Annotated in this window: 13 protein-coding genes; 7 read left to right on the forward strand and 6 right to left on the reverse strand. The window is 71.0% G+C overall.

Annotation, left to right across the window (positions count from 1 at the left end; translation table 11 throughout):
- Nucleotides 1-9: 9 nt before the first annotated feature.
- The 3 genes from OHA68_RS43105 to OHA68_RS43115 form a co-directional block, all read right to left on the reverse strand.
- A complete protein-coding gene (locus OHA68_RS43105; protein WP_090929286.1) occupies nt 10-309 on the reverse strand; it encodes a DUF4193 domain-containing protein in 300 nt (99 codons plus the stop codon).
- 297 nt (nt 310-606) lie between these two features.
- Nucleotides 607-1,881, reverse strand: coding sequence for a sensor histidine kinase (locus OHA68_RS43110; protein WP_407674532.1), 1,275 nt, complete (start codon nt 1,879-1,881; stop codon nt 607-609).
- 38 nt (nt 1,882-1,919) lie between these two features.
- The gene (locus tag OHA68_RS43115; RefSeq protein WP_189140799.1) at nt 1,920-2,573 is read right to left on the reverse strand and encodes a response regulator transcription factor; all 654 of its coding nucleotides are present in this window, start codon (nt 2,571-2,573) and stop codon (nt 1,920-1,922) included.
- Between the two features lie 247 nt (nt 2,574-2,820).
- On the opposite strand from OHA68_RS43115, the gene OHA68_RS43120 reads away from it, so the two are divergent.
- The gene (locus OHA68_RS43120) at nt 2,821-2,985 is read left to right on the forward strand and encodes a hypothetical protein (RefSeq protein WP_189140800.1); all 165 of its coding nucleotides are present in this window, start codon (nt 2,821-2,823) and stop codon (nt 2,983-2,985) included.
- A 55-nt stretch (nt 2,986-3,040) separates the two neighbouring features.
- Here the strand turns inward: OHA68_RS43120 and OHA68_RS43125 are convergent, their stop codons facing one another.
- On the reverse strand, nt 3,041-3,838 hold the full coding sequence (locus OHA68_RS43125; protein ID WP_327105406.1) for an inositol monophosphatase family protein: 798 nt from the start codon (nt 3,836-3,838) through the stop codon (nt 3,041-3,043).
- The gene (locus OHA68_RS43130) at nt 3,838-5,814 is read right to left on the reverse strand and encodes a S9 family peptidase (RefSeq protein WP_327105407.1); all 1,977 of its coding nucleotides are present in this window, start codon (nt 5,812-5,814) and stop codon (nt 3,838-3,840) included. The genes OHA68_RS43125 and OHA68_RS43130 overlap by 1 nt, the downstream gene beginning before the upstream one ends.
- Nucleotides 5,815-5,882: 68 nt before the next feature.
- Between OHA68_RS43130 and OHA68_RS43135 the strand changes: the two genes are divergently transcribed.
- Nucleotides 5,883-6,863: a ferrochelatase gene (locus OHA68_RS43135; RefSeq protein ID WP_327105408.1), complete on the forward strand. Its 981-nt coding sequence runs from the start codon at nt 5,883-5,885 to the stop codon at nt 6,861-6,863.
- Here OHA68_RS43135 and OHA68_RS43140 read toward each other — a convergent pair.
- Nucleotides 6,854-8,011, reverse strand: a complete 1,158-nt coding sequence (locus OHA68_RS43140; RefSeq protein ID WP_327105409.1) for a lytic murein transglycosylase — start codon at nt 8,009-8,011, stop codon at nt 6,854-6,856. The two genes, OHA68_RS43135 and OHA68_RS43140, sit on opposite strands and share 10 nt — an antisense overlap.
- Nucleotides 8,012-8,102: 91 nt before the next feature.
- On the opposite strand from OHA68_RS43140, the gene OHA68_RS43145 reads away from it, so the two are divergent.
- The 5 genes from OHA68_RS43145 to sepH all read left to right on the forward strand — a co-directional run bounded on the left by OHA68_RS43145 (nt 8,103) and on the right by sepH (nt 15,206).
- Nucleotides 8,103-9,305 carry an MFS transporter gene (locus tag OHA68_RS43145; RefSeq protein WP_327105410.1) on the forward strand — a complete coding sequence of 401 codons (1,203 nt, stop codon included), beginning with the start codon at nt 8,103-8,105 and terminating at the stop codon, nt 9,303-9,305.
- A gap of 55 nt (nt 9,306-9,360) precedes the next feature.
- Nucleotides 9,361-10,080: a polysaccharide deacetylase family protein gene (locus tag OHA68_RS43150; RefSeq protein WP_327105411.1), complete on the forward strand. Its 720-nt coding sequence runs from the start codon at nt 9,361-9,363 to the stop codon at nt 10,078-10,080.
- 49 nt (nt 10,081-10,129) lie between these two features.
- The gene (locus OHA68_RS43155) at nt 10,130-11,407 is read left to right on the forward strand and encodes a D-arabinono-1,4-lactone oxidase (protein WP_327105412.1); all 1,278 of its coding nucleotides are present in this window, start codon (nt 10,130-10,132) and stop codon (nt 11,405-11,407) included.
- A gap of 96 nt (nt 11,408-11,503) precedes the next feature.
- A complete protein-coding gene (locus OHA68_RS43160; RefSeq protein ID WP_327105413.1) occupies nt 11,504-12,469 on the forward strand; it encodes a S8 family serine peptidase in 966 nt (321 codons plus the stop codon).
- Between the two features lie 160 nt (nt 12,470-12,629).
- Nucleotides 12,630-15,206, forward strand: a complete 2,577-nt coding sequence (gene sepH / locus OHA68_RS43165) for a septation protein SepH (protein ID WP_327105414.1) — start codon at nt 12,630-12,632, stop codon at nt 15,204-15,206.
- Nucleotides 15,207-15,261 lie beyond the last annotated feature (55 nt).

Consider the following 15,261-nt stretch of genomic DNA (forward strand, 5'->3'; position numbering starts at 1 on the left):
GCCTCCTTGTCAGGCGGCGCACTCCCGGCAGACCTGCTGACCGTTCCTCTCGGAGGCCAGCTGGCTACGGTGATGCACGAGGAAGCATCGTGAACAGGTGAACTCGTCAGCCTGGCGCGGGATGACCCGCAGGCTGAGCTCTTCGTTCGACAGATCCGCACCGGGCAGCTCGAGCGATTCGGCGAGGTCGGTCTCGTCGATGTCGATGCTGCCTGAGGACTTGTCGGTGCGCCGCGCCTGAAGCTCCTGAAGGCTGTCTTCCCCCAGATCGTCGTCTGTCTTGCGCGGGCTGTCGTAGTCGGTAGCCATGGTGATTACTCCATCCCCCTCATCAATATGTCTTCGCGCTCATCGCGCGTCTTCTAACGTCCAGGAGGTCCGTCTTGTGCCCGTTCCGCCGGGGAGATTTCCCATCGGTACCCCAAGAAAACTGACCACGAACCTCCCAACACGTCAGGGCCTGCTGCCGTCGGCAATGGTTAGCCAAATATGGCGAAACCCACAGCCTTGGCGTCATGCGCCACCGTGTTCGACGGCACATCCAACCACATGTGCGACGAGAACGAGACGCCCCCCGTTGGACAACACGCCGGGACAACACGCCGATCAGCGTCTGGGAAGCCTAATGGTGACGACAAGTCCTCCACCCTCCCGGGGCACCGCGTTCACGGTGCCGCCGTGAGCCTGCACCACCGCACGGACGATGGACAGCCCGAGACCCGCTCCCTTGGCCGAATCCACGCGGTCGGCATTGAGCCTCCTGAACGGCTCGAACAGGCTGTTCACCTCGTACGCCGGGACATGTTGCCCCGTGTTGGCCACCTGAACAACCAAGGCGCCGTCTGCCATTCCCGTTCGGATCCATACTTTTCCGTTTTCGGGAACGTTGTACTTCACGGCGTTCTCAAGGAGGTTGCTGACGGAGCGCTCCAAGAGCACGGGATCGCCGATGGTAGGCGCGCTGACCAGTTCGGTGGTCAACGTGACGCCGTGCTCTTCCGCGAAAGGCGTAACCTGCTCGACCGCCGTCTGCGCGACGTCCATGATGTCCACCGGCTTGCGCACCGCGAGCTCGCGCTCGCTCCTGGCGAGCAGCAGCAGCCCCTCGATGAGCTTCTCGTTGCGCGCGTTGACCTCCAGGAGGGTACGGCCCAGCGCCTTGAGATCCTCGGACGCCTCAGGGTCGGACAGGGCGATCTCCAGGACCGTCCGGTTGATGGTGAGCGGCGTGCGCAGCTCGTGCGAGGCGTTGGCGACGAAGCGGCGCTGGGCGTCGAAGGCGACGTTGAGCCGGATCAGCATGTCGTCGAAGGTGTCGGCCAGCTCCTTGAGCTCGTCGTTCGGCCCCTGCAGGTCGATGCGCTGGTGGGCCAGGGTGCTCTCGGAGAGCTTGCGGGCCGTGGAGGTCATCTGGCTGACGGGCCGCAGCGCCCGGTCGGCCACGAAGTAGCCGAAGATGACGGCGAGGATGCCGACGCCCAGCAGCCCCAGGATCGACTGCCTGACCAGGGTGTCCAGCACCTCGTTGATGCCGTTCACGCGCAGCAGCTTGACCTGCGTCTCCAGGTAGGCGGCGAGGTCGGAGGGGGTACCGTTCGGCAGCTTCAGTTCGTACACGAAGCCCGTGTAGAGGACCGAGCGCACGATGAAGTAGATCACCACCAGCAGCAACGCCCCGGCCAGGAAGAACATGCCGCTGTAGGTCAGCGCGAGCCGCCAGCGGATGCTCACCTTGCCGGGGAGATCCCTCATGCGCTCCATCGTGCCGCGTGGATCCGGCGGGTGCGACGGCGGTGGGGGGCCGTCCCAGACGGGTGGCCCGCTGGGCGGCGGCGGCTGCCCGGCCCGCACCGCCTTGCGCTCCGAGTGCGGGCTGATCATCGGGTGCGTGGGCACCGACTCACGGTCCGGCCTTTCCGTCACAACTTGTACCCAACTCCCGGCACGGTCTCGATCACCTGCGGCTCGCCCAGCTTCTTGCGCAGGGTCATCATGGTCACCCGCACCACGTTGGTGAACGGGTCGATGTTCTCGTCCCAGGCCTTGTCCAGCAGGTCCTCCTGGCTGACCACGGCACCCTCGGCCCGCATGAGCTCCTCCAGGACCGCGAACTCCTTCTTGGTCAGCACGACCTCCTTGCCCTCGCGCTCCACCAGCCGCTTGCCCGGGTCGAGCCGGATGCCGCCGCGTTCGAGCACCGGCGGCAGGGCGGGGGCCGAGCGGCGGCCCAGCGCGCGCACCCGGGCGACCAGCTCGATGAAGACGAACGGCTTGGCGAGGTAGTCGTCGGCGCCGAGGCCGAGCCCTTCCACCTTGTCGTCCACGTCGCCGGAGGCGGTCAGCATCAGGATCCGCGAGGAGGTGCGCTGCTCGACCAGGCGGCGGCAGACCTCGTCACCGTGCACCACCGGCAGGTCGCGGTCCAGGACGATCACGTCATAGTCGATGTAGGAGGTGCGCTCCAGCGCGCCGCCGCCGTCGTAGGCCACGTCCACGGCCATGGCCTCGCGCCGCAGTCCGGTCGCGATCGCGTCCGCGAGCACCCGCTCATCCTCGACCACCAGCACTCGCACCCTGGTACACCTCTCTCCGATTCTGACTGAGTAATTCTGCCCACAGCAGCGATAAGCGCACGGTAAGGCATATTCACCCGCGCCCTGACTCCCGTGCCACAAGGCACAGAAGATTTCATGTTTCGGAAGCGGAACAGTCTGGGTACACCTGCGAAACACCCAAGACCCGTACGCCGGCTTCGGCGTTCGCGGGCGATGGGCCACTCTGCGCCCCGCACGAGCACGAACCCCTGAGAGAGTAGGTGAGATGGGCGAGTTCACGACCACGATCGAAAGCCGCCTCGACCAGGCTTACAAGAGCCTTCGGGAGGCCCGGAGCACCGGCGACGACTACCTCGCCGACACCCTCACCGCCGAGATCGAGGATCTGCGCCGCCTGGCCGACGATCACGGCATTCCCCTTCCCCGCTGAGCGTGACACGGCCGGAGCCCCCGCGCGGGGGCTCCGGCCGTCCGTCCTGCCAGGGTCAGGCGTCGCGCTCGGGATCGAGCGACGCGAGCAGGTCGTGCAGCTCCTCGAACAGGCCCGGCGCCGCGCACAGCGTCAGCTCGCTGTTGTACGGCCTGCCGTCCAGCCCGCCGATCCTGGCCCCGGCCTCGCTGGCCACCAGACCCCCCGCGGCGTAGTCCCAGTAGTTGATGCCCCGCTCGTAGTAGGCGTCCACCCGGCCGGCGGCCACCGAGCACAGGTCGGCGGCGCAGGAGCCGCCCCGCCTGATGTCGCGCACCCTCGGCAGCACGCCGGTGAGCACCTCCGCCTGGACGGCCCGCCTGGCCGCGTCGTAGCCGAACCCGGTCGCCACCAGCGCCTGCCCCAGCGGCACGGCCGGGTTGCCGCGCAGCCGCTCACCGCCCAGCCAGGCGCCCTCGCCGAGCGCCGCGGTGAACATCTCCCCGCGCGGCGCCACGTTCACCGCACCCGCCACGACCCGGCCGTTCACCTCGACGGCGATCGACACCGCCCAGTCGGGCAGGCCGTACAGGAAGTTGACGGTCCCGTCGATCGGGTCGACGACCCAGCGGACGTCGGACACGCCCGGCGCCTCGCCGCCCTCCTCGCCGAGGACGCGGTCGTCCGGCCGGACGGCCAGGATCCGCTGCCTGATGAGCTCCTCGGACGCCTTGTCGAGCACGGTGACCACGTCGGTGGGGCTGGACTTGGTCAGCACGTCGGCGGAGGCCACGGACATGGTGGGCCGCTTGGCGAGCAGCATGTCGCCGGCCTCGCGGGCGATGTCCTCGGCCAGTCGCGCGAAGTCGGTCATCACGCCACCGAGTCCGGGCGCTTCCACTCCTGGCCGAGGACGTGCCGGCCGAGGAAGGCCAGGACGGTCTCGTACCAGGCGACGGTGTTGCCCGGCTTGAGGATCCAGTGGTTCTCGTCCGGGAAGTAGAGGAACTTCGACTCGACCTCGGAGCGGCGCAGGTCCCACCACAGGCGCAGCGCCTCGCCGATCGGCACCCGGTAGTCCTTGTCGCCGTGGATGACGAGCATGGGGGTGCTGATCCGGTCCAGGCCGTGATGCGGGGAGAGCGTGGTGTAGCGCTCGGAGCCGGGGGCGCCGAACTCCCGCTGCCAGTAGGCGGCCATGTCGGTGGTGCCGGCGAACTGGTCGAGGTTCCACAGCGAGGCGTGGGTGACGATCGCCTTGTAGCGGTCGCTGTGGCCGGCCACCCAGTTGGCCATGTAGCCGCCGAACGAGCCGCCCATCGCGGCGGTCCGCTCGCTGTCGAGGTCGTCCCTGGCCAGCGCCACGTCCACGATCGCGTCGAGGTCGGCCATGGTGCGCGGGCCCCAGTCGCCCCAGCCCCGGTCGATCATGTCCTGACCGTAACCCGTGGACAGGCAGGGGTCGGGCATCAACACGGCGTAACCGTGCTGGGCCATGATCCACGCCTGCCAGCGCCACTGCCAGTCGTTCCACGAGGCCACCGGACCGCCGTGGATCCACAGCAGGAACGGCGCCGGCTCGGCGGCGGAGGCGGTCTCGGGCAGGATGAGCCAGCCCCGGACGGTGGCGCCGTCGTCGGCCGTCGCGGAGATCTCCGTCAGCGTGCCGGGCACCTCCGGGCGCGGCGCGGGCGAGGGCAGGTCGGTGACCTCGCCGGTGACGACGTCGATCCGGGCGGGTCCGGGAGCCAGGGCGAGACCGCTGCGCAGCGCGTGGACGAAGCGGCCGTCGGCGGAGGCGTTGAGCCCGAGGTAGGCGGCGTCGTCCCCGGTGAGCCGGGTGTGCGCGCCGGTCAGCGGGACGCGGAAGATCGGACGGCGGCCCTGATGGTCGGCGGTGATGTAGACGGCCGAGGAGTCGGGCGCCCACGCGACGTCCGACGGGAACAGGTCGGGCGCGTAGGCGCGGCCCTCTCCCGTGGCCAGGTCACCCAGCCAGAGCTCGACCCTGGCCGAGAGGTCCGGGCCGGTGAGCCGCTCCCGGGCGCAGGCGACCCGCGTGCCGTCCGGGGAGACGGCCAGCGGACCGCCGAAGTCCCAGCCCTCCTCGCCGAACAGGGTGCGCCGCTGCCCGCTCGCCACGTCGATCGCCACCAGCTCCGTCCGCTGCTCGCCGGCGGGCAGCGGGATCCGCCAGGTGGCGAGCACGGTGGAGCCGTCCGGGGTGAGCGCGAAGGAGGCCTCGCGCAGCGCCTCTCCGGGATCGGGGGTGAGCTCGCGCACCTCCTCCAGCCGGTCGTCGCCGAGCCGGGCCGCGAACAGCCTGACGTGGCCGGGGCCGAGGTCGTGGTCCCAGTAGCGGACCGGGTAGCCCTCGTGCAGGATCGCGCTGCTTCCGGCGTCCTTGCGGGCCTTACGGCGCTCCTCCTCCGTCGCCTCCTCGCCGTCGAGCACGTCGGAGGCGAACACCACCACGTCGCCCGCCGTACGGAAGGCGCCGATGCCGCCGGGCCTGGTGGCCACCTGGCGGGCCTCACCGCCGGCGCGGGGCAGCAGACAGAGCGCGGGCACCTCGTCGGCGCCGTCCTTGACGGTGGGGTCCGGCCGGGCGGAGGTGAACAGCAGGTCGCCGGCGGCGGTGAACTCCGCCGCCGTCTCCCCCTTGGCCGACCTGGTCAGCCGGTACGGCTCGCCGTCCAGCGGGATGGACCACAGCGCGGTGCCGTACGACTTCCCGTCGGGGTTGAGTGCCTGCATCGCCGAGACCAGCCGGGAGCCGTCAGGCGCCAGCTTCAGTGAGAGGACTCGAGGGATGGCGACATAGTCGCGGATATCGTCAAATGCGCTCACTCGATCGAACCTACCTCGTGCGAGGACCACCGGCACTGCGGCATAGGGTTGGCGGTGTGGGAGATGGCGTGGGAGATTACGACGCGCTGCTGGTGTTGTCGTTCGGGGGTCCGGAGGGGCCGGACGACGTGCTGCCGTTCCTGGAGAACGTCGTGCGCGGCCGGGGAGTCCCCCGGGAGCGGCTGATGGAGGTCGCCGAGCACTACCAGGGCTTCGGCGGCGTCAGCCCGATCAACCGGCAGAACCGCGAGCTCGTCGAGGCGCTGCGGCCGGTGGCGGGCGTGCCGGTCTATTGGGGCAACCGCAACTGGCACCCCTTCGGCGAGGACACCGTGCGGCGGATGGCGGCCGACGGCGTGCGCAAGGCGGCGGTCTTCGCCACCTCCGCCTACGCCGGCTACTCCAGCTGCCGCCAATACTACGAGGACATCGCCAGGATCTCCGTCGACGGCGGCCCCGAGCTGGTCAAGCTCCGCCACTACGGCGACCACCCGGGCTTCGTCGAGGCCATGACGGACCACACCCGGCAGGCGCTGGTGCGGCTCGGGCGCGACGACGCGCGCCTGGTGTTCACCGCGCACAGCATCCCGGTCTCGATGGCCGAGACGGCCGGCCCCTCGGGCGGTCTGTACGAAGCGCAACTGCGCCGCACCGCCGAGCTGGTCTGCCGGTCGCTGGGCCGTACCGAGGGCTTCGACCTGGTGTGGCAGTCGCGCAGCGGCCCGCCTCAGGTGCCCTGGCTGGAGCCGGACGTCTGCGACCACCTGCGGGCCGTCGACGCCAAGTCCGTGGTGCTGGTGCCGATCGGGTTCGTCTCCGACCACATGGAGGTCGTCTACGACCTCGACACCGAGGCCAGGCAGGTGGCCGACGAGCTGGGGCTGCCCATGGAGCGGGCGGCGACCGCCGGCACCCACCCGGCCTTCGTCCGGATGGTGCGCGAGCTCATGGACGAGCCCGAGCCCGTCGCCTGCGCGCTGACCTGCTGCCCGCCGCCCCGCCGCCGTCCCGCGCAGGCCCCCTCAGGCCCTCAGGCTCCTCAGGCGTAGGTGCGGGCGTACGCCTCGGCGATGCCCATCACCTTGTCGACGTAGTCCCACGAGTGGTTGTAGTGCCAGATCGCCTTGCGCAGCTTCTCGCCGCCCTGGCCGGCGCCGGTCGCGCAGAGGTAGTTGGCCGCGCCCGGCACCGCGTCGTACGGGCTCCAGATGTCGGCCGTGCCGTCGCCGTCGCCGTCCACCCCGTAGGACTTCCAGGTGGCGGGCATGAACTGCATCGGCCCGAGCGCGCCCGCGCTGGAGGGGCCGTTGTTGCGCCCGTGGCCGGTCTCCACCTGCCCGATCGCGGCCAGCACCGTCCAGGACAGCCCCGGGCAACGGGTGGCCGAGAGCTTGTAGAGGTCCAGATAGCTGCCGGGCCGCCCGGTGGTGGCGACCGGCTGCTCGCGCTGCTTCTTCTTGCGGGTCCCCGCGTCCAGCAGGAGGACCTGGGCGCCCTTGCCGAGCAGCTTGCGTACACCCGCCTCGCCGATGCGGCCCTCCTTGCCGTGCAGCAGCACCGCGACGCCCGGCGCCAGCCCGAGCGTCCGGCCCAGCTCGGCGCTCACCAGGCCGTCGACCCCGGACAGGCCCAGCGGGGCCGAGGCCGCGACGCGCAGCCTGGGTCCGCCGTCCACCTGGTAGTGGGCGCCCAGCACCAGGCCGAACTCGCGCGTCGCGGCGGCGTCGGCGACGAGCTCGCCCCTGGCCAGGGCGCTCCAGACGGCGGGCTGGTCGGCGACCGGCCGGGGCGTCCAGGCGCGGAAGTCGGCGGGGTCGACGGCGAGCAGGTTCAGCCCGGTGCCCGAGATCTTGACCGCGCCCGCGTCCACCACGGCTGCCTTGGTCACGTGCGTCAGCTTCGCCAGCGCGAGGCGGGTCCGCTTGGGGATCGTGGCGGGCGCGACGGCGAGCACGCGGGGCGGGGTGGGGGTGACGCCGGCGCCGCCCGCGCCGAAGTCCTTGACGGGCGCGGTCGTGGGGACGAGCTTGTCGAGCGCGGGGGTCTGTTGCTGGGGCGTCCGCCGCCGGGGCGGTTCGTGCGCGGTCTCCTGCGGGTCTCCCCCCAGGACCAGCACGACGCCACCGGCCGCGAGGGTGACGGCGAGTACGGCCACGACCATGAAGAGGACACCACGGAAGGAGGGAAGACCGGACACCCGGCACACGTTAACCCACTCGCCGAGAAATGAGTTGCATTCCGGACAGACGCCACGCAAAGGTAAGCGGGCACAGTAAGGAGAGTCGTCCATGGTCGGGCCTTACCGGGGGTTGTTCAACGGGCCCGGCGTCAAAGCCTTCGTGCTCGCCGGGTTCATCGGGCGGATGCCGATGTCCATGCTCGGCATCGGGATCGTGCTGCTGGTCCAGGGGCTCACCGGGTCGTACGCGATCGCCGGGGCCGTGGCCGCCGCCTCCAACATCTCCTTCGCCGTCGCCGCGCCCCTGTCCGGGCGCCTGGTGGACCGGTTCGGCCAGAGCCGGGTGATCATCCCCTTCGCCGCGCTCAACGCGGTCGCGCTCGTGGCGCTCATGCTCAGCGCCCGCCTGGGCCTGCCGCAGTGGACCCTGTATGCCTCCGGCCTGCTGGTCGGCGCCACCTCGCTCTCCCTGGGCTCGATGGTGCGGGCGCGCTGGTCCCGCCTGTACGGCGGCTCGGCGAAGCTGAACACGGCCTTCGCCTTCGAGTCCGTCGCCGACGAGGTGATCTTCGTGACCGGGCCGGCCCTGGTCACGGTGCTGGCCACCGCGATCAACCCGTACGCGGGCCTGATCGTGGCGCTGGTGTGCATGTTCGGCGGGTCGGTCGCGCTGGCGCTGCAGCGGCGCACCCAGCCCGTCGTCCAGCCGGTCCGGGCGGTCGGCGGCACGCCCATCCTCATTCCCGGGATCGCCCTGCTGTCCTGCGTCTACCTGGCGGTGGGCGGGGTCTTCGGCTCGGTGGACCTGATCACCGTGGCCTACGCGGAGGACCACGGGGTGAAGTGGGCCGCCGGGTTCCTGCTGGCCGCCTTCGCGGGCGGCTCGATGGTGTCGGGGCTCTGGTTCGGCTCGCGGCGGTGGCGGGTCTCCCTGCGCGGCCGGTTCGTGCGATCCCTGGGCGTCTTCGTGGTCGGCCTGCTGCCGATCATGTTCATCGGCGACGTGCGGATCATGGCGGCGGGGCTCTTCGTGGCCGGGCTGGCCATCTCGCCGACGCTCATCACCGGCTTCTCGCTGACCGAGCGGCTGGTGCCGGCGTCGCTGCTCACCGAGGGCCTGGCCTGGATCTCCACCTCGATCGGGCTGGGCGTGGCGATGGGCGCGTGGGCGGGCGGCAGGCTCACCGAGGAGTTCGGCGCGTCCAGCGCCTACGGCTTCTCGCTGGCCTGCGCGCTCGTCGCGGTGACCGTGGGGCTGGCAGGTTCGGGTTTGCTGAGACTTCCCGGAGCGGCTTCACCGGCCGAGAGCTGATCCGCTACCGTCGAGACATCCCTCGCATCACCCTTCACACTGGAAGCTATTTTTCATGTCCCGACAATTCAGTTCACTTCTGGCCATTGCTGCAGTTGCCGTCACCCTCACCCCGGCACCCGCGCTCGCCCAGCCCACCCCCAAGGAGGTCGACTGCACGCAGGTGAAATGCGTCGCGCTGACCTTCGACGACGGTCCGGGCCAGTACGCGGGGACCCTGCTCGACACCTTCAAGAAGTACAACGCGAAAGCGACGTTCTTCCTGGAGGGGCAGTACGTGAAAAGCCGTCCTTCCTATGTCAAGCGCATGGTGAAGGAAGGGCACGAGATCGGCAATCACAGCTACAAGCACCCCGATTTCACGAAGATGAGCGCCACCGCCATCCGGTCCGAGATCAAGAAGACTAACGACGCGATCAAGAAGGCCTCGGGCGCCGAGCCCAAGCTGCTGCGCCCCCCGTACGGTCTGGGAGGCGTGCTGATCTCGGAGGTCGCGGCCGAGTTCGACATGCCGATCATCCTGTGGACCGGCGGTTCCCGTGACTGGGAGTCCAAGAACGTGGAGGCGATCAAGAAGCAGACGCTCGCGGTCGCCAAGGGCAACAGCATCGTCCTGATGCACGACTGGGTGAAGCAGACCGTCGACGCGATGCCGTCGATCATCCAGACGCTGCAGAAGAACGGCTACCACCTCGTCAAGGTCACCGACATCACCAAGCACGAGAACCTCAAGCCCGGCGACACCTTCCCCCTTCCCGCAGGCTGGGAAAACTGAGTACCGTTCACGTTTAATCACGGTGCTCTTCTAGGCAGGGACGCGGCTCATGGTCTTCACCAATTGGGCAGGTAACCAGACCGGCGTCCCCGCCGAGGTGCGTACCCCGGCCTCCACCGAGGAGATCGTCGACGCCGTGCGGGCCGCCGCCGCGAACGGGCGGCGGCTGCGCATGGCCGGCACCGGCCACTCCTTCACCGGAGTCGCCCTCACCGACGGCATCCTGCTGCTCCCCGGCGGGCTCGCCGGCGTCAGGTCCTGGCACCACGACCGCGTCACCGTGCTGGCCGGCACCCCGCTCAAGGCGCTGAACGAGCTGCTCGCCGAGCGCGGCCTGGCCCTGGCCAACATGGGCGACATCACCGAGCAGACCGTCGCCGGCGCGATCCAGACCGGCACGCACGGCACCGGCCGCGACACCGGCGGCCTGGCCGACCAGGTCACCGAGCTGGAGCTGGTGCTCGCCGACGGCAGCGTGGTGACGGCCGCACCGGGAGAGGACCTGTTCGACGCCGCCCGGGTGGGCCTCGGCGCGCTCGGCGTGCTGACGGCGGTGACGTTCCGGGTGGAGCCCGCGTTCCTGCTGCGCAACCAGCGGCGGCGGATGACGCTGAGCGCCATCCTCGGCGCACTCGACGCCACCACCTCCGGCAACGAGCACCTGGACTTCTTCTGGCTGCCGCACACCGACGCCTGCCTGGTCAAGACCAACAACCGGCACCCCGGCCCGGCCCGGCCGCCCAGCTCCTTCAAGTACTGGCTGGACAACGTGTTCCTGGAGAACACCCTCTTCGGCGCCGCCTGCGCCACCGGCGCCCGCTTCCCCGCGCTGATCCCGCGGATCAACGCCCTCAGCGCGGCCGCCCTCGGCCACTCCGAGGCCGTCGACGCCTCGTACAAGATCTTCACCGCGCGGCGCGACGTGCGCTTTCTGGAGATGGAGTACGCCATCCCGCGCGAGCGCCTGGGACAGGCGCTGCGCGAGACGCGCGACCTGATCGAGCGGACGGGCTGGACGATCACCTTTCCGGTGGAGGTGCGGGTCACGCCCGCCAGCGACGCGTGGCTGTCCACCGCGTACGGCAGGCCGACGGCCTATCTGGCCTGCCATGTCTACCGGCGCACGCCCAACCCCGCCTACTTCGAGGGGGTCGAGGAGATCATGACCCGGCTGGGCGGACGGCCGCACTGGGGCAAACTGCACACCAAGGACGCCGCCTATCTGCGGGGCGTCTATCCGCGCTTCGCCGACTTCGTCGCCCTGCGCGACCGGCTCGACCCGGGCCGCCTGTTCGGCAACGCCTACCTGGACACGGTTCTCGGCTGATCGCGGCCATGGCGAAGGTAAAAAACGTTCCCTGATCGGCCGCGAGCGCGTGTCCCGTGGTTCCCGCGCGCCGCGCGCGGGGCACCCTCGTCGCTCGTGCCCCGACGATTCGGCCTGCCCTCCGTATACCTCGCGGCGGCCGTGGTCACAGCCGCGGCGACGGCCGTGACCACCGCTGTGCCCCTCGCCATGACCCCCGCCGCCGGCCTGGCCGGCCGCCCCGCCGTGACCGAGCCCACCCGGCCCTACATCGTCACGGCGCGTGACCGGGCCGCCGCCCGCGATCTCGTCGGCGAGGTGCGCCGGCGCGTGCGGCGCTACTACACCGCCGCGCTGCCCGGCTTCGCCACCTGGCTGAGCGCCGCCGAGGAGACGGAGCTGCGCGCCGACCCGCGCGTACAGGCGCTGGAGCCCGACCGCGAGATCCACCCCATGACCGGCCGCGCGCCCGCCACCGTGCCGGCCGAGGGCGGCAAAGGCGTCACGGTCTACGTCATGGACAGCGGCCTCGACCTCACCGGTAGCGAGTTCGGCGACCGCGCCTGGCGGGCCTTCGACGCCACCGGCGGCACCGGGCAGGACTGCACCGGACACGGCACCCAGGTCGCCCGCGCCGTCGCCGGCCGCTCGCACGGCGTGGCGCCGCAGGCCAGGATCGCCTCGGTGCGCGTGCTCGGCTGCCGCGGCTCCGGCACCCTGTCGGACCTGCTGGCCGGCCTCGACTGGGTGCACCGGCACGCGCGCGGCCCGGCCGTCACCACCCTCTCGCTCGACGGGGCCGACTCCCCCGCGCTGAACGCCGCCACGCGCGAGCTCGTACGCTCTGGCGTCTTCGTCACCGCGGCGGCGGACTCCGGCGGCTGCCGGACCACTCCCGGCGGGCAGGCGTACTCGGCGGCCGCGCCGCAACTCGCCGGCACCGCCGCCCGCGAGTTGGAGCTCCATCCGAACGCGAGTCCCGCCACCTTGGCGTCTTCGCTGAACTGCACGGCGGCACGCGGAGATATTCGCCAGAATCCGTCGAGGACCTCGAACCTCCTCATGCGCGGCGGCGGGCTCTGAAAGGATGGATTCGTCAAATGTGACCGGCGTCACAACGCCCCGAGGCTATCCCACGAAGGCGATGTTCGGACATGCCGGGTACGGTGCTGGCAGGCAACCGGCACACGCGAGAGACTCAAGGGTCCGGGGGAAGAATGAGCACGCTGACGAAGGGACTCGCATGCAGGAGCTCCGACTCGTCGCGGTGAGTGAGGACGGCACCTATCTCGTGCTGGCTACTGCCGGGCGAGGCACGCGCTTCACACTTCCCGTGGACGACCGGCTCCGTGCTGCCGTCCGCGGCAACTTCTCCCGTCTCGGCCAGTACGAGATCGAAGTGGAGAGTCCGTTGCGCCCCAAGGAGATCCAGGCCCGCATCCGTGCCGGCGAAACCGCGGAGGAGATCGCCGCGACCGCCGGCATCCCGGTCGAGCGTGTCCGCTGGTTCGAGGGGCCCGTGCTCCAGGAGCGCGAGTACGTCGCGCAGCAGGCGCAGCGCGCCGCCGTCCGGATGCCCGGCGAGTCCTCCTCCGGTCCCGTCCTCGGCGACCTCGTCGCCGAACGGCTCAACCGGCGCGGCGTGCCCACCGACGAGATCGACTGGGACTCCGCCAAGCGTGACGACGGCCTGTGGCGGGTCAAGCTCGGCTACGTCTGGAACGGTCACACCAGGCACGCCGAATGGCTCTTCGACCCGCGCCGCCGCCACGTGAGCCCCAACGACGACGAGGCGCTGCGGCTGTCGTCGGCCGACTTCGACCCCAACCCCGTGGTCGAGGACACCACCGTCACGCCGTTCGCCCCGCGCGTGGCCAAGCTCCAGCCGGTCCCGCCGCTCGCCGCCGACCCGCTGCCGTTCCCGTCCGTCATCCGGCAGCAGGATCACGAGGAGCCGGCCGTCGGCTACGAGCCGCAGGCCAGAGGCCCCGAGACCTACCCTCCCTCCTACGAGGTGCCGCCGCCCACCCCCGCCATGGACGCCCCGTACGACCGGTCGCCGGCCCGCGACAACGACCCGGCGCACCGGGACGGCTCGCGCGCACCCGACACCCACCGGACAGAGCCGCCCGCCAGGGAGACCGGCCACACCCGTCCCGGCGAGACCATCTCCCGGCGAGGCGGGTCTTCGCCATGGCTGCCCGACTTCGGGCAGTCCCGCGAGCCCTTCCACACCCCCCGCCCCTCCTCGCCCGCCACCCCCGGCGCCGACAGCACGCCTGCACCTACGTCCGCGCCGGCGCACCCTGTCGAGACGGCGTCTGCAACAACGGCGTCTGCTGCACAGGTGCCTGCTGCAGAGGCGGCTGTCGCGGAGACGCCTGCTGTGGAAACGTCCGCTGTAGAGACGTCCGCTGTAGAGACGCGTGCTGCGAACGCGCCCGTTGCGGACGCGCGTGGTGCCGACACACCTGTTACGGCCGCGCCTGTTACGGAGACGCCTGCCGTAGAGACGCGTGTTGCGGAGACGCCGACTCAGTCACGCTCCGCCACCGAGACTCCAGGGCAGCACCAGCAGGCCACCGAGACCGCGTCGCAGTCACAGGAGCCCATCGACACTACCCCGCGGACACAGTCGGCCGTTGAGGCACCTGCCCAGGCGCAGTCGCTCACCAGCAGTGCCACGGAGACCGGCCCTGTCGCGGGGACCCCCGCACCAGCAGTCGCCCAGGACGACCCGGGGTCGACCGCCGACACCACCAGCCCGCAGCCCAACACCGACGCCGCGGAGTCGACCTCCCAGCCCGCAGCCTCGGAAGCATCCCCCGCTCCGGAGACCGGGTCCAAGCCCGAGTCCGAGCCCGAGCCTCAGGCCGAAGCCCGAGTATCCGACTCGACGCCTCAGGCCGTCAGCGCAGGGTCCGTCGATGGCGCCGACGTGCAGGCAACCGACACACCCGCCGCCGACGCGCGCCCGTCGCAGGTATCCGCCGGCCAGGAGGTGGCACAGGCGCCGAGTCCCACTGTGGAGGCGGCGACCTCACCCACCGAGGTGACGACCCACGCCGCCGAGACCAAGGACCACGCCTCGCAAGAGGCGCCTGCAGCAACGGGAACCACCTCCGAGAAGCCGACGGTGAGCGCCTCCAGCCAGGCGACACCGGCCGCCGTCGCAGAGACGGCACCGGCCACGGCCGAGACCGCGAAGCCCGCCGTACCGGAGAAGGACCCAGCGTCCGCCGCGCGCCAGGAGGACGCAGCGCCACCCGCCGCCGACAAGCACGTCGCGGCCGCCGTACCAGCGAAGGACGCCTCACCGGCACCCCAGCAGGGGCCCGCCGACCCGCCTCGGCAGGACGCTGCGTCGAGCGCTCCTCAGCAGGAGGCCGCTCCTCAAAAGGAGACGACGCCCGCCCCCGCGAAGGAGGCAGCCTCCGCAGCGCCCACACAGGACGCCACGCCGGCCGCCACCCGTGAGGACGCGGCACCGGCGAAGGACGCGACACCCGAGACCAAGGCGGAGTCCGAGGTCAAGGCGGAGCCCGAGACCAAGGCCGAGCCCGAGGTCAAGGCGCAGCCTGCGGCGAAGGCGAAGCCCGAGGGTAAGGGCGCGGCAGGGAGCAAGCCCGTGCCCGCCGCACGTCCGAGCAAGGAGGACGAGGCGAAGGAGGAGCCCGCCGCCAAGGAGGAGCCTCCGGTGCCGGTGCCCTCCCCACCCCCTGCCCCGGCCGCACGTCAGCCGCGCAAGGGCTCCCGAGGCAGGCGTGCGTCGGTGCCCACCTGGGACGAGATCATGTTCGGCGCCCGCCGCCAGGACTGACCCGACCCACCACCGCCCCGCACCAAGACTGAGCCAGTCCGGAACCACTCCACAC

Source organism: Nonomuraea glycinis, assembly GCF_035920485.1.
Taxonomy (GTDB): Bacteria; Actinomycetota; Actinomycetes; order Streptosporangiales; family Streptosporangiaceae; genus Nonomuraea; species Nonomuraea glycinis.